We start from the raw sequence: 25,293 nt of genomic DNA on the forward strand, positions 1-25,293 counted from the left end.
GTGTCCTTTGGGAAGAAGGAGTGGTTCAGGGCGTCCAGCGCCGCTGCTTCAAGTCTAGGCCGGAAGCTTGGTCTGGCCGGTAAGGATGCTTTCCAGGGAAGTCAGGAACGTAGTGGTTTCCGTCTCAGTGCCTGCGGTCACCCGAAGATGGCCCGGGATCCCCACGTCGCGGATCAGGACACCGGCGTCGAGCAGCTCCTGCCAGACCTGATGGGGGTTTTCCAGCCCGCCGAAGAACACAAAGTTGGAATCGGATGCCGCCGGCTTGAGGCCCATCCGGGTCAGTTCAGCCACAATCCGGTCGCGCTGCTTTTTGATGTCTTCAACATCAGCCAGCAGCGCGTCACGGTGCTGGAGGGCTGCGAGGGCAGTTGCCTGGGTTATGGCGGACAGGTGGTACGGCAGGCGCACCAACCGCAGTGCGTCGGCAACCTCCGGAGCCGCGGCCATGTAACCCAGGCGCGCTCCGGCGAGGGCGAAGGCCTTGCTCATGGTGCGCGAGACGATCAGCCGCTCCCGGCCGGGCAGGAGGGTTACGGCGCTTGGCGTTCCGTCGTGCGCGAATTCGTGGTACGCCTCGTCAACGATGACAATGGTCTGGCTCGCTTGCCCGGCCTCGTAGACAGCTTCCACCACGTCGAGCCCCAGGCCCGTTCCCGTGGGGTTGTTCGGCGAACAGAGGAAAACGATGCTGGGCTGCAGTTCCTTCACCTGGAGCGCTGCGGATTCCGCGCTGAGACCGTAGCCGTCAGCGCGTTCCCCCACGATGTATTCGGTGTCCGTACCACTGGCCAGCAACGGGTACATGGAGTACGTGGGAGGAAAGCCCAGCGCCGTGCGGCCGGGGCCACCGAAAGCCTGGAGAATTTGCTGAAGCACTTCGTTGGACCCGTTGGCCGCCCACACATTCGACTCATCGAGCCCATGCCCCAGGTATTCCGACAGGGCTCTGCGCAGCTCCGTAAACTCGCGGTCCGGGTACCGGTGGAGACCGGCCGCGGCTTCCGTCACTGCCGCGCTGATGGCGGCCCGTACGTCCGCGGGGACACCATGGGTGTTCTCGTTGACGTTGAGGAGGATGGGGACTTCCAGCTGGGGTGCGCCGTAAGGGGTAAGCCCACGGAGGTTGCTGCGGAGGGGTAGCCGGTTGAGGCGCTCAAGCTGGTCATTCACCTGAACAGTTTAGTGCCCGCGCCGGGCGCCGGAAAATGTGACGGCCTCCTGTTCGCCCTCAGCGTGCCCCCGCGCTGTGGGCACCGTTTTGCGCACCGCGGCCTGGCTACCGGGTGGGGACGTACAACTGCTGGCCCGGGAGGACCGTACCACCGGTGAGGTTGTTGAGCTGGACGATGTCAGCCACGACGTCGCGGGCATCCCGCTGCGGGGCAACGCTGCCGGCGATGGCCCACAGGGACTCGCCCGCCTGCACAGTAACGGTAACGGTCGGGGTAACGGAGAGGTCCGTCGCCGAATCGGAGGCCCTTGCCGGCGAGTTGAAGAAGCCGGCCAGGGAAAGCAGCAGCGCCGCCAGCAGGACCAGGGGAATGCCGATCAGGACGATCTTTCCGCGACGCGTCAGGCGCAGGGGCGGGAGGGGCGTGGGACGCTCCGCCGGCCGCTGGTCCGACCCGGACATGAGGTGGTGCACCGAGAATGAATCCTGCGAAGCAGATGTAGCTGACATGACTTAGCCCTCCTGGACCGTACTGTGCTGCCCGATGTTCCCCTCCGGATCCGCGGCCCGGGCGACTCTTGGTCCGAGTCTTCGAATGCCTGCGTTTCAGAGTAGAACAGATGTTCGAACTTTGCTCCTACTGTTTTAGCACTTATCAACGAACAATGTCGAGACTCGCTAGAACAAATGTTTGAAAAAGCTCTGTGGCTGGCCTAGCTTGGAAGGAAAGAACAACCACTCTGAAGTTGATCAGCAGGGTCTGACAATTACGGCGTGAACTTCAGGTCCGGACCACAGGAGTCCGGGGCAACCGAAAGGCATTGGCGAATATGGCAGCAGCAGCCGCCGGGGGCAGGGCAACCTCCCAACCGAAGAAGACCGCCAAGGGCCTGACGCCGCGGCAGAAGAAGATCCTCGAGACCATCCAGCGCTCGGTCAATGACAACGGGTACCCGCCGTCAATGCGGGAAATTGGTGACACCGTTGGCCTGGCGAGCCTGTCCAGCGTCACCCACCAGCTTTCGCAGCTGGAAAAACTTGGCTACCTCCGGCGCGATCCCAAGCGGCCGCGTGCCATGGAGGTGTTGATGCCCCTCACCCTGGACGGCGGTTCTCCCAAGCAGGCAGCCGAGCCGGCTCCTCTCCTGCAGGGCGGCGGCGGCACTGTCACTGTGCTTCCCACCGCCATGGACACTGCCATGGTTCCGCTCGTGGGCCGGATCGCTGCCGGTGGTCCCATTTTGGCGGACCAGGTGGTGGAGGACGTGATGCCGCTCCCCCGCCAGCTCGTGGGCCAGGGAGAACTGTTTATGCTCAAGGTTGCCGGCGATTCCATGGTGGATGCCGCCATCTGTGACGGCGACTGGGTAGTGGTCCGCCGCCAGGCAGACGCGGCCAACGGAGATATCGTTGCTGCACTGCTCGACGACGAAGCCACTGTCAAGACCTTCCGCCAGCGCGACGGCCATACCTGGCTGCTTCCCCAGAACACCCAGTACGAGCCCATCCTTGGCGACCACGCCACCATCATGGGCAAGGTTGTGTCGGTGCTCCGCTCGCTCTAACCGGCCCGCCCGGCGAGCATGGCGTTAGCATCCAGGCGTTAGCGCCCTGACGTTAGCATCGAGGCGTTTAAGCCCGGCGTTCGCGCCTGGCCTGCGCGCTATGGCCTCCGCGCTATGGCCTGCGCGCTATGGCCTCCGGCCGGGGCGCTCAAACCGTTTCTTTGGCCAGCCTCTCCAGCGCCGCGATGGCCGTCTTCCTGTCCGTTGTGGACCAGAACGGCGGCAGGGCACCGCGGAGGAAGCCGGCGTAGCGTTCGGTGGCCAGGCGCGAATCCAGCACTGCCACCACACCTCTGTCCCCGGTTGACCGGATCAGCCGTCCCGCGCCCTGCGCGAGCCGGATTGCAGCGTGGGTGGCCGAGACTGACATAAAGCCGTTGCCACCGGACTGTGCCACAGCCCGGGACCGTGCGGTCATCAGTGGATCATCGGGACGGGGGAAGGGAATCCGGTCGATGACCACCAGGCGGCAGGACCCCCCGGGAACGTCCACGCCCTGCCACAGGGACATGGTGCCGAACAGGCATGTGTCGGGCTCGTCGGCGAACTGCTTCACCAGGGCCGTCATGGTGGAGTCGCCCTGGCACAGGACGGTCATATCCAGCTTTGGCCGCAGTGCATCTGCCGCTTCTTCTGCCGCCCGCCGGGACGAAAACAGGCACAGAGAGCCACCGTTGGAAGCCCGGATCAGGGCCTCAAGTTCGGCCAGCGATTCGGGGGACGCCCCTCGGCCGGGCTTGGGCAGGTGCCCGGCCACATACAGGATTCCCTGCTTGGGGTAATCAAAGGGGGACCCCACATCAACGCCGGTCCAGCTGGGGGCGCCTTCGCCCACCAGCCCGAGTCCCCCAGCTGCGGGCTCGAAGGCTGAGCCGATCGCGAGGGTGGCGGAGGTCAGCACCACCGTGTGGCCTGCGAACAGGCCCTCACGCAGCCGCCCTGCTACGGACAGCGGAGCGATGTTGATCAGAGCGGGCGCTGTCTCGTCGGGCTGGGAGTATCCCTGCTGGGGGTCAAAGGAGCTGGCGCGGGAAAACCACACCACTTCGCGGTTCTCCCGGGCAGCAAGGAGCCGTTCGCACAGTTCCAGGATGAGCATCAGCCGGGAGCGCGCGAGTTGCCGGCCGCCGTCGGCAGTGGTGCTGCTGTCCCCCTTGGAGTCAGACAGGGCTGCCCGGCAGGCCTCGCGCAGCTGGTCCACGCAGTCCAACTGCTCGTCGTTGAGGCCATTGGGGAGCAGCCCGTTGGGAACTCCGGCGAGGGCCACCTCGAGGTTTGCGGCGGCGGCGTTAAGCGCGTCTACCGTGATGGCGGTGTGCTTGCGGGCACCGGCGGCAGCGGCGTGGACCATTGCCACCGAGAGCTGTCCGGAGACGGCGCCGGTGACCCTGTCCTGGAGTTCGTGGGCCTCGTCAACCACAACGACGTCGTACTCGGGCAGCACTGCCAGGCCTTCAAAGGCGCTGACTGCGAGCATGGCGTGGTTGGTGACCACAACGTCGGCTTCGGCGGCGTCCTGCCGTGCGAGCTCGCTGAAGCACTCTGCCGCCATGGGGCACTTCTGGGCGCCCAGGCACTCCATCGACGTGACAGAGACCTGCCGCCAGGCCCGGTCGGTGACGCCGGGCAGGAGCTCATCGCGGTCGCCGGTGGTGGTCTTCTCCGCCCATTCCCGCAAGCGGACCACTTCCTTGCCCAGCTGGGAGGCAGGACCGCCCACTGCCGCAGCGAAGTGCGGGACGCTGGTGTCCTCCCCGAGAGAAAACAGCTGGCCTTCTGCGGGCTCCTCGGAGGGAAACCCGCCTTCGAGTTTATGCACGCAGACGTAATTGGACCGCCCTTTGACCAGGGCAACTTTTACCGGCCGGTCAAGCGCCGGGGTGATGGTTTTCAAGAGCCGCGGAATGTCCCTGCCGACAATCTGCGTTTGCAGGGCAAGCGTTGCGGTGGACACCAGGACAGGCTTGTCGCTCTCCAGGGCGTGGGCTATCAGGGGTATCAGGTACGCCAGGGACTTGCCCGTACCCGTCCCGGCCTGGACAAGCAGGTGGTCGCCGGTTTCGATTGCCCGGGCCACCTGCCTGGCCATTTCATGTTGCCCACTGCGGCTTTGCCCGCCCATGCCGGCAACGGCGCGGTCGAGCAGCTCGATGACGAACTGCTCGCCGGCCGTGCCTGTGGCTTCTTCTGCCACGAGATCAGTCATTACTGACGAATGGTTCCAGTTCAGCCGCAAGGCCTTCCCGGACTTTAACAACTGCCCGGGTGCCGGCTTCATCGTGGTCAACGCTGATGATCTCAGCGTCTGAGTCGTGCAGCTTGCTCATCAGGTCCCCACGGTCGTAGGGGATGAGCAGCTCGAGCTTGACCGACGGACGCGGGATGGACTCGCTGATCGCCTTCAGCAGCTCCGGGATGCCCTCCCCCGTCCGGGCCGAAACCACAACGTGGCGCGGTTCGCGCTGCTTCAACCGTTCCACCACAAAGGGATCTGCGGCGTCCGCCTTGTTGAGGACAATGATCTCCGGAACCTTGCGTGCGTCCACCTCGCTGAAGACCTTGCGGACTGCAGTTATCTGGCCCTCGGGGTCCGGGTGCGAGGCGTCCACGACGTGAAGGATCAAGTCGGAGTCGGCAACCTCCTCGAGGGTGGAGCGGAACGCCTCCACCAGCTGGGTGGGCAGGGAGCGGACAAATCCGACGGTGTCGGCCAGCGTGTAGCCCAGCCCGTCGGCGGTTTCTGCCTTGCGCACCGTGGGATCCAGCGTGGCGAACAGTGCGTTCTCCACGAGCACCCCGGCGTCCGTCAGGCGGTTCAGCAGTGAGGATTTGCCGGCGTTGGTGTACCCGGCTATTGCCACTGAGGGCACCTCATTACGACGACGGTTGGCGCGTTTCGTCTCCCGGGCGGGCTTCATCGCGGCGATCTCGCGCCGGAGCTTGGCCATACGGGTCCGGATCCTCCGCCGGTCCAGTTCGATCTTCGTCTCACCGGGACCACGCGAGCCCATACCGGCCGCTGCGCCACCCACCTGGCCACCGGCCTGGCGGGACATCGACTCGCCCCAGCCGCGGAGGCGCGGCAGGAGGTACTCGAGCTGCGCAAGCTCTACCTGCGCCTTGCCTTCCCGGCTCTTCGCATGCTGGGCGAAGATGTCCAGGATCAGCCCTGTCCGGTCGATCACCTTGACCTTGACGATGTCCTCAAGGCCACGGCGCTGGGACGGAGCCAATTCGGCGTCAACGACTACGGTGTCCGCGCCGGTGGACATCACGATGTCCTTCAGTTCCAGCGCTTTGCCTGAGCCGAGGAACGTGCCCGGGTCCGGCTTGTCGCGGCGCTGCACAAGTCCGTCCAGAACCTCCGAGCCGGCTGTTTCGGCCAAAGCGGCAAGCTCCCGCAGCGAGTTTTCCGCGTCTGCGAGGGTTCCCTCAGACCAGATGCCGGCGAGGACTACGCGTTCCAGACGGAGCTGGCGGTACTCGACCTCGGTGACATCTTCCAGTTCCGTGGAAAGGCCTGCCGTGCGCCGCAGGGCACGGCGTTCCTCGAGGTCCTGTTGGTCGCCGTCGTACGTTGTGTGTTCTTCGTCCAGGCGGGATATGGCCTGGGCTTTGCCCAGTACTGCCCTTCCGTCGCCGCGGCTGGCATCACCTGGCGTGCTGACGGATTTGGCCGGTACGTCCTTGGAGAGAATCCGGTCGATCACGGCCTGGATTTCCTCAGGGCTCATGTCCTGGGCGGCTGGATCGGATCCGGTGTTGGGCTGGCTGGTCATGGTCTCCTTGGAAGATTCGGCAATTCCAGAATAGTGCCGATTGCTGGTGCTTGGGGAAGTATTCGCGCTGGGCTGACGGCCTGCGGTCATGCGGTTCTCCTGGTTTGTCGCGCCGGGCTGAAAAGCGGACGGCGGTGGCGGCCACATCGCGGGGAGGTGGCGAAGTTGAAGGAGCCGGAGAATCGGCGAAAGGGACAGCGGGCGGCTGGCCTTCGAGTATTGTCCGGCGGCCGGAATGAACGCATACGCGCGGTCCGGTGCACTGTGCGGAAGGATTAATACCCTGCGTCGCTGTGGGACATGGCTGCGGGACGGGCAAGGCCCGTGCCGGCTACTCGAAGATCAGGAACATGCGTTCAACCCTAGCAGAGGGGCAAACGGCAGAGTTTCACTTTACGCTGCAAGGGGAACTACTCTGGCGAGTTATGGAGTCCGCACACTATTTCAGCGCATCCCCCGCCGGCCCGTTCACGCGAAAGCCGCTCACGGTTGAACTTGCAGGGGAAACGCGCAGGTTGCAAACCTCCTCGGGCATCTTCAGCCCGGACGGGATCGACAAGGGAACCGCTGTGCTCCTGGCCGAGGTTCCCGCGCCCGCACCTACGGGGAACCTGCTGGACATCGGCTGCGGCTGGGGTCCAATTGCGCTCACCATGGCACTGCGTGCGCCGCACTCCCGGGTCTACGCGGTGGATGTCAACGAACGGTGCGTCACGCTCACCAACGAGAATGCGGCTGCGCTGGGACTGTCCAACGTGGCGGCCAGTACGCCTGACGCTGTGGACCCGGAGGTGCGCTTCGACACCATCTGGTCCAATCCGCCCATCAGGATCGGCAAGGACGAACTGCATTCGCTCCTGAAGCTGTGGCTGCCGCGCCTTGCGCCCGGCGGAACGGCCTGGCTGGTGGTGCAGAAGAACCTGGGCTCGGACTCGCTTCAGCGCTGGCTCACGGCAGACCTGGACAACTCCTTTAGCGTAAGCCGGGAATCAACGTCCAAGTCCTTCCGGATCCTGAAAGTCAGGAAAGCGTCCCTGTCGCCACAATAACGGCGGGACCGCTGAGCTCCACGTGCTCGTGTCCCCCGGGGCCGGCGAAGAATTTTACGCCAACCACCCCTCCGGGAACGTGCACCAGCCAGGTGTCCGGCGCTTCCGCCCCTGCCCAGTGCCTGATGGCCACGGCTGCGGCGCAGGCTCCCGTTCCACAGGACTGGGTTTCCCCCACCCCGCGTTCGTGCACACGCATGGTGACCGAACCGACGCCGTCGTGCACCAGTGGTTCGGACGGAACGACGAACTCGACGTTGGTGCCGTTGGCCGGTACTGGGTCAACCACGGGTGCGGTGAAAAGGCGGGTCCCAGCGAGTTCCGAGATTTCGGCGAGGGCAACCACTGTGTGCGGGTTGCCCATGCTGACGGACAACGCGGGACGGGGAACTTCCAGTCCGTCCGCCGTAACCAGCGAATCCATAGCTTTGGCTGTGGCCTCGCCGGGGAAGATGAACTCCCATGGGCCCATGTCGACGGCGTAGTCCTCGCCGGTCCGTACGACGGTTTTTGCTCCGCCGCGGGTGCCGATGGTGAGCGCGCCGCCGTCGGGAAGGTCCACCAGGCCCTCGGTGCGGAGGAAGTGGACGAAGACCCGGACGCCGTTGCCACACATCTCGGACAGTGACCCGTCACCGTTGCGGTAATCCATGAACCACTCGGCGTCGGGTGTTGCGGCCAGCAGTTCCCGGCCCTCGGGCAGGAGGCGGGACGGAACGGCGCGGATAAGGCCGTCTCCACCGATGCCGCGGTGGCGGTCGCACAGGGCTGCCACCTGCTCCGCAGCTATGGTGTGCAGGCCCTCGGGATCGGCGACCAGGACAAAATCGTTGCCGGTGCCGTGCCCCTTGGAGAAGCGGAGCCCGCCCAACGTCCGAAAGGCGTGCTCTGTTGTCGCGGCAAGGGTTGCGTTCATGGTTTCAAGGGTACCGGCCGGCCGCAGTGTCCCCGTAACCACACGTGCCTACCGGCTCAGTGCTGCTGCAGCGGACACCAGGTGCGGATCCTGCCAGTCCAGCCACTTGATCCGGGGGTCGGCACGGAACCAGGTCAGCTGGCGGCGGGCAAACTGCCGGGTGGCTACGATGGTCTCCTCAACGGCCTCGGGGACTGTTGACGCGCCGTCGACGACCCGCAGGAACTGCGAGTAACCCAAGGCGCGGGGCGCTGTTTTGCCCTGCCGGAGCCCCTGCTCTTCAAGCCGCTCCACCTCGGCGAGCAGTCCGTTCTCCACCATCCCGTGCACTCGGCGTGCCAAACGCTCCCGGAGCTGGTCGCGGTCCACGGTGAGGCCTATCTGCACCGCGGGCTGGAAGTACTCGCGCCGGGGCATAAAGGAGCTGAACGGCCGGCCAGTGAGTTGATGGACCTCCAGGGCACGGATGATGCGCCTGTCGTCCGAGAGCCTGCCGGCCGACACCGGGTCAACTGTTGCGAGCCGGGCCATCAGTGCACCACTGCCCTTCGCAGCCAGCTCATCCTCAAGCTGCTGCCGAAGCCGCGGGTCCGTCCCCGGGAATTCCAGGACGTCAAGGGCGGCCCGAACGTACAAGCCCGAGCCGCCGGCGAGGATGGCCCGCTTGCCGCGCGCGTGGATGTCGGCGATAGCGTCACGAGCCTGCTGCTGGAACTGGGAAACGCTGGCTTCGTCCGTGACGTCCAGGATATCCAGGAGGTGGTGCGCTACTCCCCTGCGTTCATCAACCGTGATTTTCGCTGTGCCGATATCCATGCCGCGGTAGAACTGCATGGCGTCCGCGTTAATGACTTCGCCGTCCAGCTCAAGGGCGAGGCCTACCGCGAGGTCTGACTTACCGGAACCCGTGGGACCGACGACGGCGATAACCGGCGGAGAGCCCACGGGTCAGCGGCTGCGGACAGGCAGCGAAGGCATCCCGAGGGAAACGCCGGCCCGGCCGTTGGGGGTTCCCGGTACCGGCGCTCCGCAGGAATCGGCCTGGGACCTGTCCCAGGCGTCACCGGCGCGGGAACGGCGCAGGCTGTAATCCTCAAGGGTGGGATCGGCGACGAGGTGGAAGGAGGCGGCCCCGGTGATGGTGACCGTGACAAGATCGCCCGGGCGCGGCGCAGGGGCACCATCGGGTACCGAAAAGTGCACGAGGCGCTGGTCCTGGGAGCGCCCGGACAGCCGGTGGGTTTCTCCGGCTTTGCGGCCTGGCTGCGCGGTGACCATAACCTCCACCCGGCGGCCGAGCTGTTTCCGGTTCTCCTCTGCCGCGATCCGGTCCTGCAGCGCGGTGAGCCGCTCGAAGCGCTCCTGCACGACAGCTTTGGGCAGCTGGTCCGGCAGGTCCGCCGCCGGGGTGCCGGGGCGCTTGGAGTACTGGAAAGTGAAGGCCGTCGCGAAGCGGGACTGTTCCACCACGTCCAAGGTTGCCTGGAAGTCTTCCTCAGTCTCACCGGGGAAGCCGACGATGATGTCCGTGGAGATGGCGGCATGGGGAATTTTCTCCCGCACTTTTTCCAGGATGCCAAGGAACTTCGTGGAGCGGTAGGACCGCCGCATCTCCCGCAGGACCTTGTCGGAGCCCGACTGCAGCGGCATGTGCAGCTGCGGCATCACGTTGGGCGTTTCGGCCATGGCATCGATGACGTCGTCCGTAAAAGCCGCAGGGTGCGGGCTGGTGAACCGCACCCGTTCCAGGCCCTCAATCTGCCCGCATGCGCGCAGGAGCTTCGAAAAAGCCTGCCGGTCACCGAACTCCACGCCGTAGGAATTGACGTTCTGGCCCAGGAGGGTGACTTCGATGGCACCGTCATCCACCAGGGCCTGGATCTCCGCGAGGATGTCCGCGGGCCGGCGGTCCTTTTCCTTGCCGCGCAGGGCCGGAACAATGCAGAACGTGCAGGTGTTGTTGCAGCCCACTGAGATGGAGACCCAGCCCGAGTACACGGAGTCACGCTTGGTGGGCAGCGTGGACGGGAAAACGTCCAGCGACTCCAGGATCTCCAGCTGCGCCTCATCGTTGTGGCGGGCCCTGTCCAACAGGGCGGGCAAGGCGCCGACATTGTGGGTGCCAAAGACGGCGTCCACCCAGGGCGCCTTCTTCAGGATGGTTTCACGGTCCTTTTGCGCCAGGCAGCCGCCGACAGCGATCTGCATGCCGGGGTTGGCTGCCTTGACCGGGGCCAGGATGCCGAGGTTGCCGTACAGCTTGTTGTCGGCGTTCTCACGGACGGCGCAGGTGTTGAACACCACCACATCCGCCTGCGCACCATCTGCCGGCACGTAGCCTGCGTCCTCCAGCATGCCGGCCATGCGCTCTGAATCGTGCACGTTCATTTGGCAGCCGAAGGTGCGCACCTCGTAGGTGCGGGCCTTCCCCTGGCCGGGTTCCGGAGCGGGGGCAGGCTGGGCCACGACACTGGATCCTGAAGAGGGGTTAGTGCCGGAAAGAGGGGAAGGAATGGTCAAACTCACCTGTTAAGGGTACCGGTTCAGCGGCTGGTCATTGTCGGGAGCAGCGTGGGCATCGAGGACCTCGGTGACAATACGGAACGCCTGGGAGGGCTGGTAACCCTTGCGGGCCAGCAGGGAAGCCAGCCGGCGCGTAACTTTGTCCCGCTCCGCCCTGTCCCCCAGGTCAGTCCCGGGGCGCAACTTTCGCTCCACCAGGCCTCTTGCGGCGGCTTCCTCGTCAGCGTCAGAGAGCTGCTCCAGCGCTGCGGCGGCGGTTTCCTGGTCGACGCCCTTCTCTGCCAGTTCCCGGCGGAGCGCCCCCTTCGCCAACTTCCGGGACTGCGACCGGCTGCGCACCCACATGTCCGCAAATTCGGCGTCGTTGATAAGCCGCGCTTCCTCGAACTTGTCCAGCACCGCCTCGGCAACGTCCTCCGGGACATTCCGCTCGGCGAGCTTGCGGGCAAGCTGAAGCCTGCTTTTCGCGGAAGCCGCGAGCTGCCGGTACACGATGGCCTGGGCAACGGAAACCGGATCCGGTTCAGGGTCACCGGCAACCGGCGAGCCTGAACCCGGGCCGTCCTCGAAGTCGTTCGAATACGAAGCAGCGCGCCGCCCGCCGGTTTTGGCCCGGCGGGGACGCGCACTTTCAGCACTGGTCAAGGGTTAGAACCCGTCAACGGCTTTCAGCTTCGGGGAGTCCTTGGACTCGGGCTCAGCCGGCTTCACACCAACACCGAGCTTTTCCTTGATCAGGCGCTCGAGCTCAGCAGCCAACTCGGGGTTGTCCCGGAGGAACCTGCGCGAGTTTTCCATGCCCTGGCCCAGCTGGTCGCCGTCATAGGTGAACCAGGAGCCGGACTTCTTGATGATGCCGTGCTCAACACCCATGTCGATGATGCCGCCCTCGCGGGAAATGCCCTGGCCGTAGATGATGTCGAACTCGGCGATCTTGAAGGGCGGAGCCATCTTGTTCTTGACGATCTTGGCCTTGGTGCGGTTACCGACCGAGTCGGCGCCTTCCTTGAGGGTCTGGATGCGGCGCACGTCAATACGGATGGAGGCGTAGAACTTCAGCGCCTTACCGCCGGTGGTTGTCTCGGGCGAACCGAAGAAGACGCCGATCTTTTCGCGGAGCTGGTTGATGAAGATCGCCGTGGTTTTGGTCTGGCTCAAGCGGCCGGTGATCTTTCGCAGGGCCTGGCTCATCAGGCGTGCCTGGAGACCTACATGGCTGTCGCCCATATCGCCTTCGATTTCAGCGCGGGGCACCAGGGCGGCGACGGAGTCGATGACAATGACGTCCAGAGAGCCTGAGCCAACCAGCATGTCCATGATCTCCAGGGCCTGTTCACCCGTGTCCGGCTGGGAAACCAGGAGCGCATCCGTGTCCACGCCGAGCTTTGCGGCATACTCAGGATCGAGTGCGTGCTCGGCGTCAATGAAGGCAGCGATGCCGCCCAGGCGCTGGGCGTTTGCCACGGCGTGGAGGGCCACGGTGGTCTTACCGGAGGATTCCGGCCCGTAGATTTCTACAACGCGGCCACGGGGCAGGCCGCCAATTCCCAAAGCTACGTCCAAGGCAATGGAACCGGTAGGGATAACCTCAATCGGGGCCCGGACTTCGTCCCCCAGCCGCATGACCGAGCCTTTACCGAACTGCTTGTCGATCTGGGCCAGCGCTGCTTCGAGCGCTTTTGCACGATCCGGGGCTGCCGCCATGGTTCACACCTCTAATGCTTTCTCGCTTTGGAGTGGCCTCAGCGGCCGTTTATTGGTCATCTCTGACGCTAATGGGACCCACTGACATTCCGGCCGGGTGACGGCGGTTATGTGGAAAACCCTCTGTGAAAAGCATAGCTTTACCCGAACAGGTATTCGAACAACCGTGCGGCGTGTCAGGAGAAAACGCTCATTCCACCCGCGGTTTGATGTCCCGGCCCAGCCGCCGCTCAGCCGGAATGTCCTGCACATCACAAACGGCCAGCCACACCTTCCGCGGTTCCACGCCTGCAGCCAGTGCCTGGTCCGCCGTGCGCCCGCCAACCCCGGCAAGAACCAGGGTATTGCTGAGGACCCGCGAGTACCCAGCGCCAAATTCGTCGTCCATAAGTCGCCAATAGTCGCTGATTCGCACCAGAAAAGTCTCTCACGATCCCGCCCCCTAGAATTGTTGCCATGAGCAACTCCCCTGCCGTCCCGCCCGCGAACGGCCGCGAAGATGACGCCACCGTGGACGCCGCGCTGCAGAACGTGGAACATCAAATCAGCCTTTTTTGGCGGCGCGCACGGGCCATCTCCAACCAACTCTCCCGGCAGGTGCACCCGGACATGGAACCAGCGGCCTATGGCCTGCTGACCGTCATCCGGCGGGAGGGTCCCATCCGTCTCACGGATCTGGCGCTGAACATCGGCGTCGGCAAACCTTCCGTGAGCCGGCAGATTGCCTTCCTGGAAAGCATCGGGCTGGTGTCCAAGGAGGCTGACCCGCTGGACGGACGGGCCCAGGCCATCAGGCTGACCCCCCAAGGGGAGGAAAAGATGCACCAGGTCCAGGATGCCCGCCGGCAGGTTTTCCGGGAACGGCTGGGGGAATGGCCGGTGGAGGACCTTCAGGAGCTGGCCCGGTTCATGTCCAAGCTGAACTCCACGTATGAGCGTGACGGTTTCCCGCACGACGGCCCCACGGCCCCGGCCGCCGGGGACAAGCAGCGAGCGCAACCAGCACCGCACAAGCATGGCACGGCAGCAGCCGGAGCAGGGCAGGAAGGCTAAGCCTCGGAGGAAGCAGCCAGACACAACTGAAGCCCCCGGCACACCGCCGGAGGCTTCATTAGTTGCAGGGCAACCTAAGGGTGGTTCAGCCCTTACCGGGCGCCTGAGAACAGGCCCGTTGAAAGTTCGTCGTTCAGTTCATTGTTAAGGTCGCGATCGAGGTCACGTCCGTAACGCTGGGAGAATTCCTGGGGTACGGTGTCCGGAACGGCAACGCCTTCGGCGACAGCCACACGGTCGCTGACCTCACGAAGCATGCTGGACAAGGGTACGTCCAGGGCCGAGCAGATCGAGGACAGCAACTCGGAGGATGCTTCCTTCTGGCCGCGCTCTACCTCGCTGAGGTACCCCAGGGAGACACGGGCGCTGTGCGAGACTTCGCGGAGCGTGCGCCCCTGACGCTGGCGAACATCGCGCAGGACATCACCAATTTCGTGACGAAGTACAACCATCTTGCGCTCCTTTTGTTCGCTCTTAGCCTGATCGGCGAGGCCCACATCCTTCCAGCGGACAACGCCGTTCACGGATACGGGCTGCTTTACCATCTGTATCGCCTTGCTCCTCATAGTCCGGTCCGCCGTGGGCGAACCATTAGTGTTTTCATCCTAGGCGCCTCCGCTCTCCGGAAGCGACACAATGTAATAACTAATCAGTACCGGCTTTTGTTCCCGCCAACTTTACAGGCGGGTAACTTCAGGATGCCAGCGCTTCGAGCAGCCGTTCCAGGGCAGCCCCGCAGGCCTGTCCGCGGATCTCCGCCCGGCTTCCGGAAAACAAATACTCGAAGCCTGTTGATCCCGTACCCGTAGCTACGCCGATGTACACAGTTCCCACAGGCTTTCCATCGTGTGCTTCCGGTCCCGCCACCCCGGTAGTGGAGATACCGATATCGGCGCCCAGGGCGGCCCTGGCCCCGTCCGCCATGGCGGCGGCAACGCCGCTGTCAACGGATCCGACGTCGGCCAGGAGTTCCGGGGATACCTTCAGGACGTTTTCCTTGACGGAGTTCTGGTAGGCCACCACGCCGCCCTGCAGCATTCCGGAGGCTCCCGGGGTGTCGGCAAGGACAGCGGACACCATGCCGGCCGTCAGCGACTCGGCCGTGGCGACCGTGCGGCGGTGCTCCAGGGCCTTTGTCACAGCCTGTTCAGACAGATGGTGAAGAGACACGTGCTGGACGTTGGTCATGCCTGCTCCTGCCCGTTGGCGGTCCCCTGCAGCTTGCCCTTTGACCGCAGGCGCAGCGCCTCAACAACGTACTCGACGCCGGTCCACACCGTGATCAGCACGGCCACCATCATCACGGCGAAAGCCACCCAGCCAAGCCAGGGCGCCATGGCTGCCAGCGGCAGGAGGTAAAGGAAGATGGCGGCGGTCTGGACGACAGTTTTGAGCTTGCCCCCGCGGGACGCCGGGATGACGCCGTAGCGGATGACGAAGAAACGCAGGGCGGTGATGCCCCATTCACGGACCAGGATCACCACGGTGACCCACCAGGGCAGTTCACCGAGTACGGACAGCATCACCAGTGCGGAACCGATGAGCAGCTTGTCCGCGATGGGATCGGCAATCTTGCCGAAGTCGGTCACGAGGTTCCGGCTCCTGGCGATGTCGCCGTCGAGCTTGTCCGTGTAAATCGCCACGGCGAACAACGCCGCCGCTGCCCAGCGCCAGGGCCCTGCTTCGCTGTGCAGGCCCGGCGCGTCCAGGAGCAGGAACCATACGAAGAACGGCACCAGCGCGATGCGGAGCATGGTCAGGACATTGGGAAGGTTCCAGACCCCGGCACGGCCCTTGCCGGCGGCGGTTGCATCGGTGCTAGTCACCTTTCTAGGCTACCGTCCGGTGAGGGACCAGGCGTCCTCCGATCCCTCTTCGTCGTCATAGCCGCCCGGCGCGGAATCCGAGCCGTCGTAATATTCGACGTTCTGCTTCCGCTGGTCCAGGTCCGCCGCCACCAGGTCCTCGGCGTAGCCGCCCTGCGCGATGTTGGAGTTGGCATTGTCGCTGAGGGCCGCGGTCTGGGCATCCGGTGCCTTGGGCGCCTCCTGGCCCTTCATGGCAGCGAGGACCGGTGCGAGGTCGTCCGGCTTCACCAGGACGTCGCGGGCCTTCGAGCCTTCGGAGGGTCCCACCACTCCCCGCGATTCGAGCAGGTCCATCAGGCGGCCGGCCTTGGCGAAGCCGACCCGCAGCTTGCGCTGGAGCATGGACGTGGAGCCGAACTGCGTGGTGACCACCAGCTCGGTGGCCTGCAGCAGCACCTCGAGGTCGTCCCCGATGTCGTCGTCGATTTGCTTCTTGGGCGCGTCGACGGCGACGTCCTCACGGTAGGTGGCCTGAAGCTGTCCCTTAACGTGCTCAACCACCTTGTGGATTTCGGACTCCGTGACCCAGGCGCCCTGGACGCGCATCGCCTTTGAAGCGCCCATGGGCAGGAAAAGTGCGTCACCCTGGCCGATAAGTTTCTCCGCGCCCGGCTGGTCAAGGACCACGCGGGAGTCGGTCACTGAGGAGGTGGCAAAGGCCATCCTGGAGGGAACGTTCGCCTTGATCAGGCCGGTGACGACGTCCACGGACGGCCGCTGGGTGGCCAGGACCAGGTGGATGCCGGCGGCGCGGGCAAGCTGGGTGATGCGGACGATCGAGTCTTCCACGTCGCGCGGCGCCACCATCATGAGGTCGGCAAGCTCGTCCACGATCACCAGCAGGTAGGGGTACGGGCGGATGATTCGCTTGGAGTCGACCGGCGGCTGGACCTTGCCGGCACGGACGGCTTTGTTGAAATCGTCGATGTGCTTGAAGCCGTAGTTCGCGAGGTCGTCGTACCGGGCGTCCATCTCGCGCACCACCCATTGGAGCGCCTCCGCGGCCTTCTTCGGGTTGGTGATGATGGGCGTGATGAGGTGCGGGACGCCTTCATAGGCGGTGAGTTCCACGCGCTTGGGGTCCACCATCACCATGCGCACCTCGTCCGGGGTGGCGCGCATGAGGATTGATGTGATCATCGAGTTCACGAAGGAGGACTTACCGGCACCGGTGGCGCCGGCGACCAGCAGGTGGGGCATCTTGGCGAGGTTGGCCACCACGTAGCCGCCCTCAACGTCCTTGCCGACACCCATCACCATCGGGTGGTCGGTGCGGCGGGCGTTCTGGCTGCGCAGCACATCGCCAAGGGAAACGGTCTCGCGGTCCGTGTTGGGGATCTCGATGCCGATGGCGGACTTGCCCGGGATGGGGCTGAGGATCCGCACGTCGCTGGAGGCCACGGCGTAGGAGATGTTTTTTGACAGTGCGGTGACCCGTTCCACCTTGGTTCCCGGGGCGAGTTCGATTTCGTACCGGGTGACGGTGGGACCGCGGCTGAAGCCGGTCACGGTGGCATCGACGTTGAACTGCTGAAGGGTGTCCGTCAGGGCGGCGACGACGGCGTCATTGGCCTCCGTGCGCTCCTTGGGGATTGAGCCGGGGGTCAGGTAGTCCGATGCAGGGAGGGTGTAGGTAACGTCGCCGGCGAGGGACAACTGCTCGGTCCGCTGCGGGATCGGAACGGGCGGCGGGGCAGGAGCCACAGGGTTGGAAGGCACGGTGGGTGCCGCGGAACCGGCCTGGCCGCCGGGGGCTGACATGCCCGGGGTGATCATCGGGATGGCCTCGGTGGCGTTCTCCCCGGGCGCAGCGGAAGCAGCAGCGCCCAGGCCCTGGGCCGCCTTGATCTTCTCGACGGCGATCTCCGCCTGGGTGGGACGGCGCACCCCCGGGGCGGGGCGGGGCGGCTGCTGCGTCGGCTCTTCGTCGTCGTCGATGACGGCATGCTCGAACGCTTCGTCGCCTACGTAGCCTTCCAGGCCGGCGTCGGCGTCGTCGTCCTTGCCGAACAGGCGGCGCTTCTTCTTTTTCGGTGCGGCCGGAGTGGTGCGCTCAAGGTAGCTGCGGTCGTGGCGGTCCCTGTCCTGCTCCTCGTCCAGGAGGTCAATGCGCATGAGGTGCTCATAGGCACCGCGCAGCCGCCGCGGGATGGCGCCGAAGGGAGTGGCGGTGATGATGAGCAGGGAGACGAAGGCCAGCAGCCCGTAGAGCACCAGTGGAACGGCCGGATGGATGGCTGCCAGTGGCGAGGCGCCCAGGAATCCCAGCATTCCACCGGCCTGTCGCAGCCCGTCAAAACCTTGGGCGACGGTGGGCTGGCCGCCCAGTACGTGGGCCAGGCCGCAGCCGGCGAAGGCCATGATGAGGAAGCCGATGCCCACCCTGTTGTTGCCCCGCCCGTCGGAGGGGTGGCGGAAAAGCCGGAAGGCGCACACAAAAAGCATCAGCGGGAGCAACAGCGAGATCCAACCGAACGTACCGTTCACCACGCTGTAGACGGCGTCCGGGAACCAGCCGGTGAGGCCCCACCAGGCAAAGGTGGCGATGAAGACGCCCAGTGCCAGGTTGAAGAGGGCAGCACCGTCGCGGCGCTCGTCGGCGGGAAGGTCGCTGACGTCATGGCCAATGCGCCGCACTCCCCCGCCGACGAGGTGGCCGATGCCCAGCCATGCTCCGCCCACTACCCGGAGCAGCCAGGGCTGGTGCTGTTCGACGGCGGGAAGCTGGCGGGTCCGCGCCGTACCGGAGCTCCCGGTCCGCCCGGACTTGGCTGCTGTGGTTTTCGCTGCCGTGGAGCCGGAACCGCGGCCGCCGGAGCCGCTGGATTTGCTGCCGGAGCTGGCCCTGCTTGAACCATTGGGCGCGGAAGTAGTACGAGTGGCCATACCAGCCACGGTACCGGAACTGCGCCGGTATTCCGGGGATTTGAGGGCGGACGATCCCGGTTCGGGCCGCTTAAACACATCCGGCCCATACTCCCCGCTCAAGCGGGGAGTATGGGCCGGAGCCGGCGACGGACTGTTAGGCCTCAAGCACCACAGGGATGATCATTGGCTTGCGGCGGAGCTTGCGGTTCACCCACGTGCCCACCACGCGGCGGACCACCTGCTGGAGTTGGTGGGTGGTGTGGTCCGTCCGGTTCAGCACGGCTTCTTCCAGTGCGGCGTTGATCTTGGGGATGATCTCGTCGAACACGGAATCGTCCTCGGCCACGCCGCGGGCATGGATCTCCGGCCCGGACACCACCTTGCCGGTGGCGCGGTGGATAACCGTGATGATGGAGATAAAGCCCTCATCGCCCAGGGTCTGGCGGTCCTTGAGGTCGGCCTCCGTGACCTCGCCGACGCTGGATCCGTCCACGTAGACGAAGCCCACTTCAACCTGGCCGACGACGTCAGCCCGGTGGTCCTTGAGGTCGATCACGGTGCCGTTGTCCGCGAGGATGACGCTGGCTTCCGGGACACCGGATTCGATGGCGATCTTGCCGTTGGCAATCAGGTGGCGGGTTTCACCGTGCACCGGCATGGCGTTGAGCGGTTCCAGGATGTTGTAGCAGTACAGCAGTTCGCCGGCGGCAGCGTGCCCGGAGACGTGGACCTTGGCGTTGCCCTTGTGGATCACGTCAGCGCCCAGCTTGAGCAGTCCGTTGATGATCCGGAAGACGGCGTTTTCGTTGCCTGGGATGAGGCTGGACGCGAGGATGACAGTGTCTCCGTCGCCCACCACCACACGGTGGTCGCCGTTTGCCATGCGGGACAGCGCCGCCATCGGCTCGCCCTGGGAACCGGTGGACATCAGCACCACGCGGTTGTCCGGCAGGTTGTCGATGTTCTTGATGTCCACGATGAGACCCGGCGGGACATCCAGGTAGCCCAGCTTCTCCGCGATGGCCATGTTCCTGACCATGGAACGGCCGACGAAGGCCACTTTGCGGTTGTGCTTCGCGGCTGCGTCCAGGACCTGCTGGACCCGATGCACGTGGGATGAGAAGGATGCGACGATGATCCGCTTGGTGGCCTGGCCGAAGAGGCGTTCCAGCGTAGGGCCGATTTCCTTCTCTGCCGTAGTGAAGCCGGGTACGTCGGCGTTGGTGGAATCCGACATAAAGAGGTCAACGCCCTCTTCGCCGAGCTTGGCGAAGTGCCGCAGGTCGGTGATGCGGCCATCCAAGGGAAGCTGGTCCATTTTGAAGTCGCCGGTGTGCAGGACTGTGCCGCCCGCTGTGCGGATGAACACGGCCAGAGCATCGGGAATGGAGTGGTTGACGGCCACGAACTCACATTCGAAGGGCCCGAACTTCTCCACCTGGCCTTCCTCGACAGTGAGGGTGTAGGGCCGGATGCGGTGCTCCTGCAGCTTCGCCTCAATCAGGGCAAGAGTCAGCTGCGAGCCCACCAGCGGAATGTCGTTGCGGAGGCGCAGCAGGTACGGAACAGCGCCGATGTGGTCCTCGTGCCCGTGGGTGAGGACAACAGCCACGATGTCGTTCATCCGGTTCTCGATGTAGGAGAAGTCAGGCAGAATCAGGTCGACGCCGGGCTGGGTCTCCTCCGGGAAGAGGACGCCGCAGTCCACGATCAGCAGTTTGCCGTCGATTTCGAACACGGCCATATTCCGGCCGATCTCCCCCAGTCCGCCAAGCGGAACGATCCTTAGCGTGCCCTGCGGCAGGCGCGGAGGGGTGACAAGGCCGGTTAGGGCGATTTGGGTCATATTGCACTACTTTCCAGGCGGAAGGGTGCTGGTCTCAGCCCTCAGGAAAAGACCAGCCCCGCTTCCGCCAAATCCCCGCGGATGGTTTCGATCTCGGCTTCGTCCGGCTCCACGAGGGGCAAGCGGACAATCGAGTTGGGCAGGACTCCCTGCCATTTAAGAATCTGTTTGGCCGCAACGGCCCCCTGGACCCTGGTCATGGTGGCGCGGACCACGGGCAGAAGTTCAAAGTTGATCTTCCGCGCAGTTTCGAGGTCATTGGCGTTGATTGCATCAATGAGATCACGGAACTGGCGGGTAGCCACGTGCGTGGTGACTCCAACCAGGCCCACGGCGCCCAACGCCATCCAGGGCAGGGTCAGTCCGTCGTCGCCGGAGTAGAAGAGCAGGTCAGTTTCTGCCATAACGCGGGTCGCCGCAACAAAATCGGCCTTGGCATCCTTGACGGCCACAATGTTGGGGTGCTGCGCCAGGCGGATCATGGTTTCGGGTTCGATCGCAATGGAGGACCGGCCAGGGATGTCGTACAGCATCACGGGCACGTCAGCGGCAGTGGCGATGGCCTCGAAGTGTGCGCGGAGGCCGGACTGGCTGGGCTTGTTGTAGTAGGGGGTTACCAGCAGGATGCCGTCGACGCCGAGCGCTGCTGCCTGCTGGGAGAGGTGCACTGAATGCGCGGTGTCGTTGGTGCCGGTGCCGGCGATAATTGCCGCCCGGCCGCCGACTGCTTCCTTGACGGCACGGAACATGCCGAGGTTCTCTTCGTCGGTGAGGGTGGAAGTTTCACCCGTGGTTCCGGTGACCACCAGGCCGTCGCAGCCGTCGTCCACCAGCTTGCTGGCCAGTTCCGCTGCCTGCTGGTAATCCACGGTGCCATCTTTGGTGAACGGCGTGACCATGGCGGTCAGGAGGGTGCCAAGGGCAGGGATGCGCGCGGAAGTGTCAGCCATGGAAAAAACGTTACCCTGTCCCCGGCTGGTTAGGACAATAGGATCGGCGTGATGAACGTCAAATAGCGGTTTCTCCGGCGGCGTTGCCGGTTGGCCGCCGGTATTTTTCGAGGCGGCTTCGCTGCAGGACGCAGGGAACCACTTCAGTTCGGGTTCCCGCTGCATGCTTCAACGGGTAGCCGTCCGGGCCCCAAAAGCCGCTTAAGCCGCACGATTCACCCAGGGGGCTCCTGCCTCCCAGGTTGGCGAGCAGCGTGAACATCCTGTTCTCCATGGCCCGCGCTCCGAGGTGGAGGCCCAGCCGGTGCTCCTCGTCTTTGGTGTAGAGGGCGGACACGCAATACACATCGGCATTCGCGGCCGCCGCGGCCGCCGCGTGCTCAGGCACGGAGGCATCGGAGCAGAGGGCGAGTGCAATCCTCCACCCGTCCATTTCCATCAAAGTGACGCCCTGCCCGGGCGTGAACAGCTCTTGCTCCTGCCCGTGCAGGCAGGCCTTGAAGGTCGTTTCGGTACTTCCGTCCGGATGAAGGGCAACTGATGCCAGCCGGGGCGTACCATCGCTTTCGCGGAAGGCAGCACCTACAACAGCTGTAACTCCGGTCCTGCGGCAGATCTCCCGGACATCGCCGAGGCGTTCGTCATCCGGCTTCAGCCAAAAGCCGGGGTCTTCTAAGTGGTCCAGTCGGTAACCGGTGAGGGACAGTTCCGGAAAGACCACCAGGCGGCAGCCGTGGTCATCTGCGTCCTCGATGAGGCGCACATGCTCGGCGGCGTTGGCCGTGATACCCCCATCCAGCGGCTCGTACTGGATGGCGGCGGCGGTGAGGGTGTCTGTCACGCCTCCATCCTAGGCAAACACCCGCATACACGGCTCAGCGGCGGCGGACCTCATCGGCGCGGGGCGGCTCCCCTGGCCCGGGGTGGCAATACCTGCCCACCGCCGTCTGCCGGAGCCCTTCCGCCCATGCGGCCAACCGTTGGGCTGCCCTGACGTAGTGGAACAGTTCCACCGGAGTCAGTGCGTCAATGTCCGTCTCACCGAGGCGGCGTGCGAGTTCTGCCCCCTCCGGCTGCGCGGACAGGCTGACGCCCTCCCGCTCCCACTGGATATCGTCTGAAGATTTTCCGGTCACCAGCTGGCGAAAGAGGTAATCAACCACCCCGGGGCTCATGGCCTTCAGGGGCCCGGCATGCGGGGACTCCGAGGCGGGGACTTCAGGTGATGGGGTTTGCATGCCGTCAATGCTATTCGAACATATATTCGAATACAAGGGCAGGTTCTTGACAGCTCCGGTACAGGCAGGTGTGAGACGATCTGGGCATGACCTCCCGAAACGCCGCCGCCTCCTCCCGGACGGTTGCCGGCCGCTCCGTCCCGGGCCGGCTGCACGGCATCGACGCAGCGCGCGGGCTTGCCCTGCTGGGAATGATGGCCACCCACCTGCTTCCCACTTTTGAATCGAACGCCGACCTGACCCCCACTTGGATCGGCCTGACCTTTTCGGGCAGGGCCGCCGCACTCTTCGCAGTACTGGCAGGGGTGGGCCTCGCCTTGTCTACTGGTAAGCAGAATCCGCTGGATGGTTCCGACCTTTCGGCAGCGAGGCGCGGGGTGGCCCTGCGGGCCCTGGTGATTGCCGCCGTCGGACTCACCTTGGGTGGCCTGGAAGTCAGCGTGGCCATCATTTTGGTCCATTACGCAGCGCTGTTCCTGTGTGTCCTGCCGTTCCTGGGTATGCGGCTGAAGCCGCTCCTCGGTTGGGCCGCGGGCTGGATCCTGGCCTCGCCGGTGCTGGCATTCCTGTTGCGTCCCTGGCTGCTGGCTGCGAACCCGCCGCTGAGACTGGGCCACAATCCCTCCTGGGAGGATCTGTCAACCCCCACCCGGCCCTTGGCCGACCTCTTTTTCACCGGCTACTACCCCGTCTTCCAGTGGCTGTCCTACCTGCTGGTGGGGCTCGTCGTCGGCCGCCTGATGCTCAACAAGCGACTGGTCCCTTGGGTGCTGTTGATCGGCGGCACCTTTGTTGCTTTCCTTGCCAAGGCGCTGGGCACCGCCGCAATGGAGAGCTGGGGCGGCCGGGCCGCCCTCGAAAAGCTGCTGGACTCCCCCGGCTACCCGCTGCATAGTGTCCTGCAGGTCAACCTGACAGGCATCCCTCAGGAGGGGTCCTGGTGGTGGCTGGCGTCCGCGGCGCCCCATTCGGCCACTCCGCTCGACCTGTTGCATACATCAGCGGTGGCAGCAGCGGTGATCGGGGCATTCCTCCTGCTGGGCAGGCTGGCCGAATGGGTGGCTCTTGACTTGCTGCTGCCCCTTCGCGGTGCAGGCGCTATGACCCTGACGCTGTACTCCGTCCATGTATGGGTGGTTTCGGGCTTCTACCTGAAACCCCTCCCCGCTGGCTGGACTGAGGAGGCGATGTACTTCGCCCAGGCTGCCAGTGCAGCGGTGGTGGGCATCGTGTTCGTGCTGCTGAAGTGGCGCGGGCCCCTCGAATGGCTGGGGCACGCGGCAAACCAGGTGGGCCGCGGCGGCGTCAAGGACATCCGCTAGGGCGGGCGGTCATCAGTGGAGCGCCCATCAGTGGAGCGCCCATCTCTGAAAGGCTAAGCCGGAACGCTGCCGCGGAAGAGCTTGACGGCGTCCCGCATGGAGGCGCGGGCGCGCTTGCGGTCGCCCGCGGCGTCGTAGGCGCAGCTGAGCCGGAACCAGGAACGCCAGTCATCCGGTGCTGCCTCAGCCTCCGCCCGGTACTTCTCAAACTCGGCATCCGCTGCGGAACGGATAATCCGGCCTGCCGGAGTCCTGGGCAACTCGTCCACCGGAAGCCCGCCTTCGGCTTCGAGAACTTTCGCCATCTGCTCGGTGCGGGCCCCAAACATCAGCTCCCGGACCAGCGCCCAGGCACCGATCACGGGCAGCACGAGGTAGGCCGCTCCGATGGCTACAGCTGCAGGGTTGCTGTCTGTCAGCAGCAGAACTGAGCGCTGGAATGACACCACCAGGTAAAAGACCAGGAGCAGCGTTACCGCCCCCACCCAGATCTTGGTGCGGTTCTTCCGGAAGCCAGCCAACACTCCGCCCACGGTTAAAGCCCCAGGTCCAGGTAGCCGTCCAGGCCAACCGTCAGTCCGGGGTGGGCAGGTACTTTCCGCAGGCCAAGCAGCACGCCGGGCATAAAGGACGCGCGGTCAAACGAGTCGTGGCGCAGGGTCAGCTGCTCGCCGGCGCTGCCCAGCAATACTTCCTGGTGGGCAACGAGGCCGCGGAGCCGCACGCTGTGGACGCGTATGCCGTCCACTTCGCAGCCGCGGGCGCCGGCAAGTTCGCTGGTGGTGGCATCTGGGCCCGGTGGCACCTGCGCGGCACTGCGTTTGGCAGCGATGAGTTCGGCGGTGCGGACTGCCGTGCCCGACGGTGCGTCCACCTTGTCCGGGTGGTGCAGTTCGATGATCTCCACCGATTCGAAGTACTTGGAGGCCTTCGCAGCGAAGGCAGAGGCCAGCACCGAACCCAGGGCGAAATTCGGGGCGATCAGCACACCGGTCTCCGGGTGACCGGCCAGCAGGTCCTCCAGCGCGGCCAGTTTGCCGCTGTCCCAGCCGGTGGTGCCCACCACGGCGTGGATGCCGTGTTCGACGGCGAAGCGGACGTTCGCTTCGGTGCTTTCGGGGACCGTCAGGTCCACCACGAAACGAGCACCTGCAGCGGTGAGCTGGTCCAGCGAGTCGCCCCGGCCCAGGGCTGCCACGAGCTTCATGTCAGTGGCGGCTTCGATGGCTTTTACGGCCTCGGCGCCCATGCGCCCGTTCGCGCCCAGCACGGCAACGGGCAAGGGAGCAGAAAGTTGTTCGGTCATGGTGTTAACCCTACCGGTGGGCCTGCGGCGGACAGGAACCGCGGACTGTGCGTTACCTCGCAGGACCTGGTCGGTGACGGCGTGAAGGGGTGGGCACACCAGGCCGGCCAGGCAATGGAGAAGGTGGCAGCA

24 protein-coding genes are annotated in these 25,293 nt (G+C 65.1%); 4 read left to right on the top strand and 20 right to left on the bottom strand.

Annotated elements, in window-relative coordinates:
* Nucleotides 1–54: 54 nt before the first annotated feature.
* Together CXQ88_RS03385 and CXQ88_RS03390 are read right to left on the bottom strand one after the other, a co-directional pair.
* A complete protein-coding gene (locus CXQ88_RS03385) occupies nt 55–1,173 on the bottom strand; it encodes a histidinol-phosphate transaminase (RefSeq protein WP_104042768.1) in 1,119 nt (372 codons plus the stop codon).
* Between the two features lie 106 nt (nt 1,174–1,279).
* The gene (locus tag CXQ88_RS03390; protein WP_104043047.1) at nt 1,280–1,636 is read right to left on the bottom strand and encodes a LysM peptidoglycan-binding domain-containing protein; all 357 of its coding nucleotides are present in this window, start codon (nt 1,634–1,636) and stop codon (nt 1,280–1,282) included.
* A gap of 368 nt (nt 1,637–2,004) precedes the next feature.
* On the opposite strand from CXQ88_RS03390, the gene lexA reads away from it, so the two are divergent.
* On the top strand, nt 2,005–2,739 hold the full coding sequence (lexA, locus tag CXQ88_RS03395) for a transcriptional repressor LexA (RefSeq protein WP_104042769.1): 735 nt from the start codon (nt 2,005–2,007) through the stop codon (nt 2,737–2,739).
* A 148-nt stretch (nt 2,740–2,887) separates the two neighbouring features.
* On the opposite strand, the gene CXQ88_RS03400 is transcribed toward lexA, so the two are convergent.
* Entirely contained in the window at nt 2,888–4,945 is a 2,058-nt protein-coding gene (locus CXQ88_RS03400) for an ATP-dependent DNA helicase (RefSeq protein WP_104042770.1), read from the bottom strand.
* Nucleotides 4,938–6,518, bottom strand: a complete 1,581-nt coding sequence (gene hflX / locus CXQ88_RS03405) for a GTPase HflX (RefSeq protein ID WP_104042771.1) — start codon at nt 6,516–6,518, stop codon at nt 4,938–4,940. The genes CXQ88_RS03400 and hflX overlap by 8 nt, the downstream gene beginning before the upstream one ends.
* Nucleotides 6,519–6,943: 425 nt before the next feature.
* Here hflX and CXQ88_RS03410 point away from each other — a divergent pair, with 425 nt between their 5' ends.
* On the top strand, nt 6,944–7,567 hold the full coding sequence (locus CXQ88_RS03410) for a class I SAM-dependent methyltransferase (protein ID WP_104042772.1): 624 nt from the start codon (nt 6,944–6,946) through the stop codon (nt 7,565–7,567).
* Here CXQ88_RS03410 and dapF read toward each other — a convergent pair.
* From dapF to CXQ88_RS03440, 6 genes are all read right to left on the bottom strand, one after another.
* Nucleotides 7,539–8,483: a diaminopimelate epimerase gene (gene dapF, locus CXQ88_RS03415; protein WP_104043048.1), complete on the bottom strand. Its 945-nt coding sequence runs from the start codon at nt 8,481–8,483 to the stop codon at nt 7,539–7,541. The genes CXQ88_RS03410 and dapF overlap by 29 nt on opposite strands.
* 48 nt (nt 8,484–8,531) lie before the next feature.
* Nucleotides 8,532–9,428, bottom strand: a complete 897-nt coding sequence (gene miaA, locus CXQ88_RS03420) for a tRNA (adenosine(37)-N6)-dimethylallyltransferase MiaA (protein WP_104042773.1) — start codon at nt 9,426–9,428, stop codon at nt 8,532–8,534.
* A 3-nt stretch (nt 9,429–9,431) separates the two neighbouring features.
* On the bottom strand, nt 9,432–11,009 hold the full coding sequence (gene miaB / locus CXQ88_RS03425; RefSeq protein WP_104042774.1) for a tRNA (N6-isopentenyl adenosine(37)-C2)-methylthiotransferase MiaB: 1,578 nt from the start codon (nt 11,007–11,009) through the stop codon (nt 9,432–9,434).
* Between the two features lie 3 nt (nt 11,010–11,012).
* Nucleotides 11,013–11,651 carry a regulatory protein RecX gene (locus tag CXQ88_RS03430; RefSeq protein ID WP_104042775.1) on the bottom strand — a complete coding sequence of 213 codons (639 nt, stop codon included), beginning with the start codon at nt 11,649–11,651 and terminating at the stop codon, nt 11,013–11,015.
* Nucleotides 11,652–11,654: 3 nt separating this feature from the next.
* Nucleotides 11,655–12,710 carry a recombinase RecA gene (gene recA, locus CXQ88_RS03435; RefSeq protein ID WP_104042776.1) on the bottom strand — a complete coding sequence of 352 codons (1,056 nt, stop codon included), beginning with the start codon at nt 12,708–12,710 and terminating at the stop codon, nt 11,655–11,657.
* Between the two features lie 190 nt (nt 12,711–12,900).
* Entirely contained in the window at nt 12,901–13,125 is a 225-nt protein-coding gene (locus CXQ88_RS03440) for a DUF3046 domain-containing protein (RefSeq protein WP_104042777.1), read from the bottom strand.
* 41 nt (nt 13,126–13,166) lie between these two features.
* Here CXQ88_RS03440 and CXQ88_RS03445 point away from each other — a divergent pair, with 41 nt between their 5' ends.
* Nucleotides 13,167–13,763, top strand: coding sequence for a MarR family winged helix-turn-helix transcriptional regulator (locus tag CXQ88_RS03445; RefSeq protein WP_258061674.1), 597 nt, complete (start codon nt 13,167–13,169; stop codon nt 13,761–13,763).
* Between the two features lie 92 nt (nt 13,764–13,855).
* Here CXQ88_RS03445 and CXQ88_RS03450 read toward each other — a convergent pair whose 3' ends face one another.
* The 8 genes from CXQ88_RS03450 to CXQ88_RS03485 all read right to left on the bottom strand — a co-directional run bounded on the left by CXQ88_RS03450 (nt 13,856) and on the right by CXQ88_RS03485 (nt 22,533).
* Nucleotides 13,856–14,308, bottom strand: a complete 453-nt coding sequence (locus CXQ88_RS03450) for a helix-turn-helix domain-containing protein (protein WP_104042778.1) — start codon at nt 14,306–14,308, stop codon at nt 13,856–13,858.
* Nucleotides 14,309–14,456: 148 nt separating this feature from the next.
* Complete coding sequence (locus tag CXQ88_RS03455) at nt 14,457–14,951, bottom strand: CinA family protein (protein ID WP_104042779.1); 495 nt, start codon at nt 14,949–14,951, stop codon at nt 14,457–14,459.
* The gene (gene pgsA, locus CXQ88_RS03460; RefSeq protein ID WP_104042780.1) at nt 14,948–15,589 is read right to left on the bottom strand and encodes a CDP-diacylglycerol--glycerol-3-phosphate 3-phosphatidyltransferase; all 642 of its coding nucleotides are present in this window, start codon (nt 15,587–15,589) and stop codon (nt 14,948–14,950) included. Before pgsA ends, CXQ88_RS03455 begins: the two co-directional genes overlap by 4 nt.
* Before the next feature lie 9 nt (nt 15,590–15,598).
* Nucleotides 15,599–18,517: an FtsK/SpoIIIE family DNA translocase gene (locus CXQ88_RS03465; RefSeq protein WP_104042781.1), complete on the bottom strand. Its 2,919-nt coding sequence runs from the start codon at nt 18,515–18,517 to the stop codon at nt 15,599–15,601.
* A gap of 136 nt (nt 18,518–18,653) precedes the next feature.
* A complete protein-coding gene (locus CXQ88_RS03470) occupies nt 18,654–20,345 on the bottom strand; it encodes a ribonuclease J (protein WP_104042782.1) in 1,692 nt (563 codons plus the stop codon).
* 41 nt (nt 20,346–20,386) lie between these two features.
* Nucleotides 20,387–21,295: a 4-hydroxy-tetrahydrodipicolinate synthase gene (dapA, locus tag CXQ88_RS03475; RefSeq protein ID WP_104042783.1), complete on the bottom strand. Its 909-nt coding sequence runs from the start codon at nt 21,293–21,295 to the stop codon at nt 20,387–20,389.
* 58 nt (nt 21,296–21,353) lie between these two features.
* Nucleotides 21,354–22,136, bottom strand: a complete 783-nt coding sequence (locus CXQ88_RS03480; RefSeq protein ID WP_104042784.1) for a carbon-nitrogen hydrolase family protein — start codon at nt 22,134–22,136, stop codon at nt 21,354–21,356.
* A gap of 34 nt (nt 22,137–22,170) precedes the next feature.
* Nucleotides 22,171–22,533 (bottom strand): hypothetical protein, encoded by a 363-nt coding sequence (locus tag CXQ88_RS03485; protein WP_373637688.1) that lies wholly within the window; start codon nt 22,531–22,533, stop codon nt 22,171–22,173.
* Nucleotides 22,534–22,619: 86 nt separating this feature from the next.
* On the opposite strand from CXQ88_RS03485, the gene CXQ88_RS03490 reads away from it, so the two are divergent.
* Nucleotides 22,620–23,855, top strand: coding sequence for a heparan-alpha-glucosaminide N-acetyltransferase domain-containing protein (locus CXQ88_RS03490; protein WP_104042786.1), 1,236 nt, complete (start codon nt 22,620–22,622; stop codon nt 23,853–23,855).
* A gap of 53 nt (nt 23,856–23,908) precedes the next feature.
* On the opposite strand, the gene CXQ88_RS03495 is transcribed toward CXQ88_RS03490, so the two are convergent.
* Together CXQ88_RS03495 and dapB are read right to left on the bottom strand one after the other, a co-directional pair.
* On the bottom strand, nt 23,909–24,388 hold the full coding sequence (locus CXQ88_RS03495) for a hypothetical protein (protein ID WP_104042787.1): 480 nt from the start codon (nt 24,386–24,388) through the stop codon (nt 23,909–23,911).
* 2 nt (nt 24,389–24,390) lie between these two features.
* Nucleotides 24,391–25,161 (bottom strand): 4-hydroxy-tetrahydrodipicolinate reductase, encoded by a 771-nt coding sequence (gene dapB, locus CXQ88_RS03500; RefSeq protein WP_104042788.1) that lies wholly within the window; start codon nt 25,159–25,161, stop codon nt 24,391–24,393.
* Nucleotides 25,162–25,293: the final 132 nt, after the last annotated feature.

It is taken from the genome of Arthrobacter sp. ZGTC412, from assembly GCF_002929215.1.
Classification (GTDB): Bacteria; Actinomycetota; Actinomycetes; order Actinomycetales; family Micrococcaceae; genus Arthrobacter.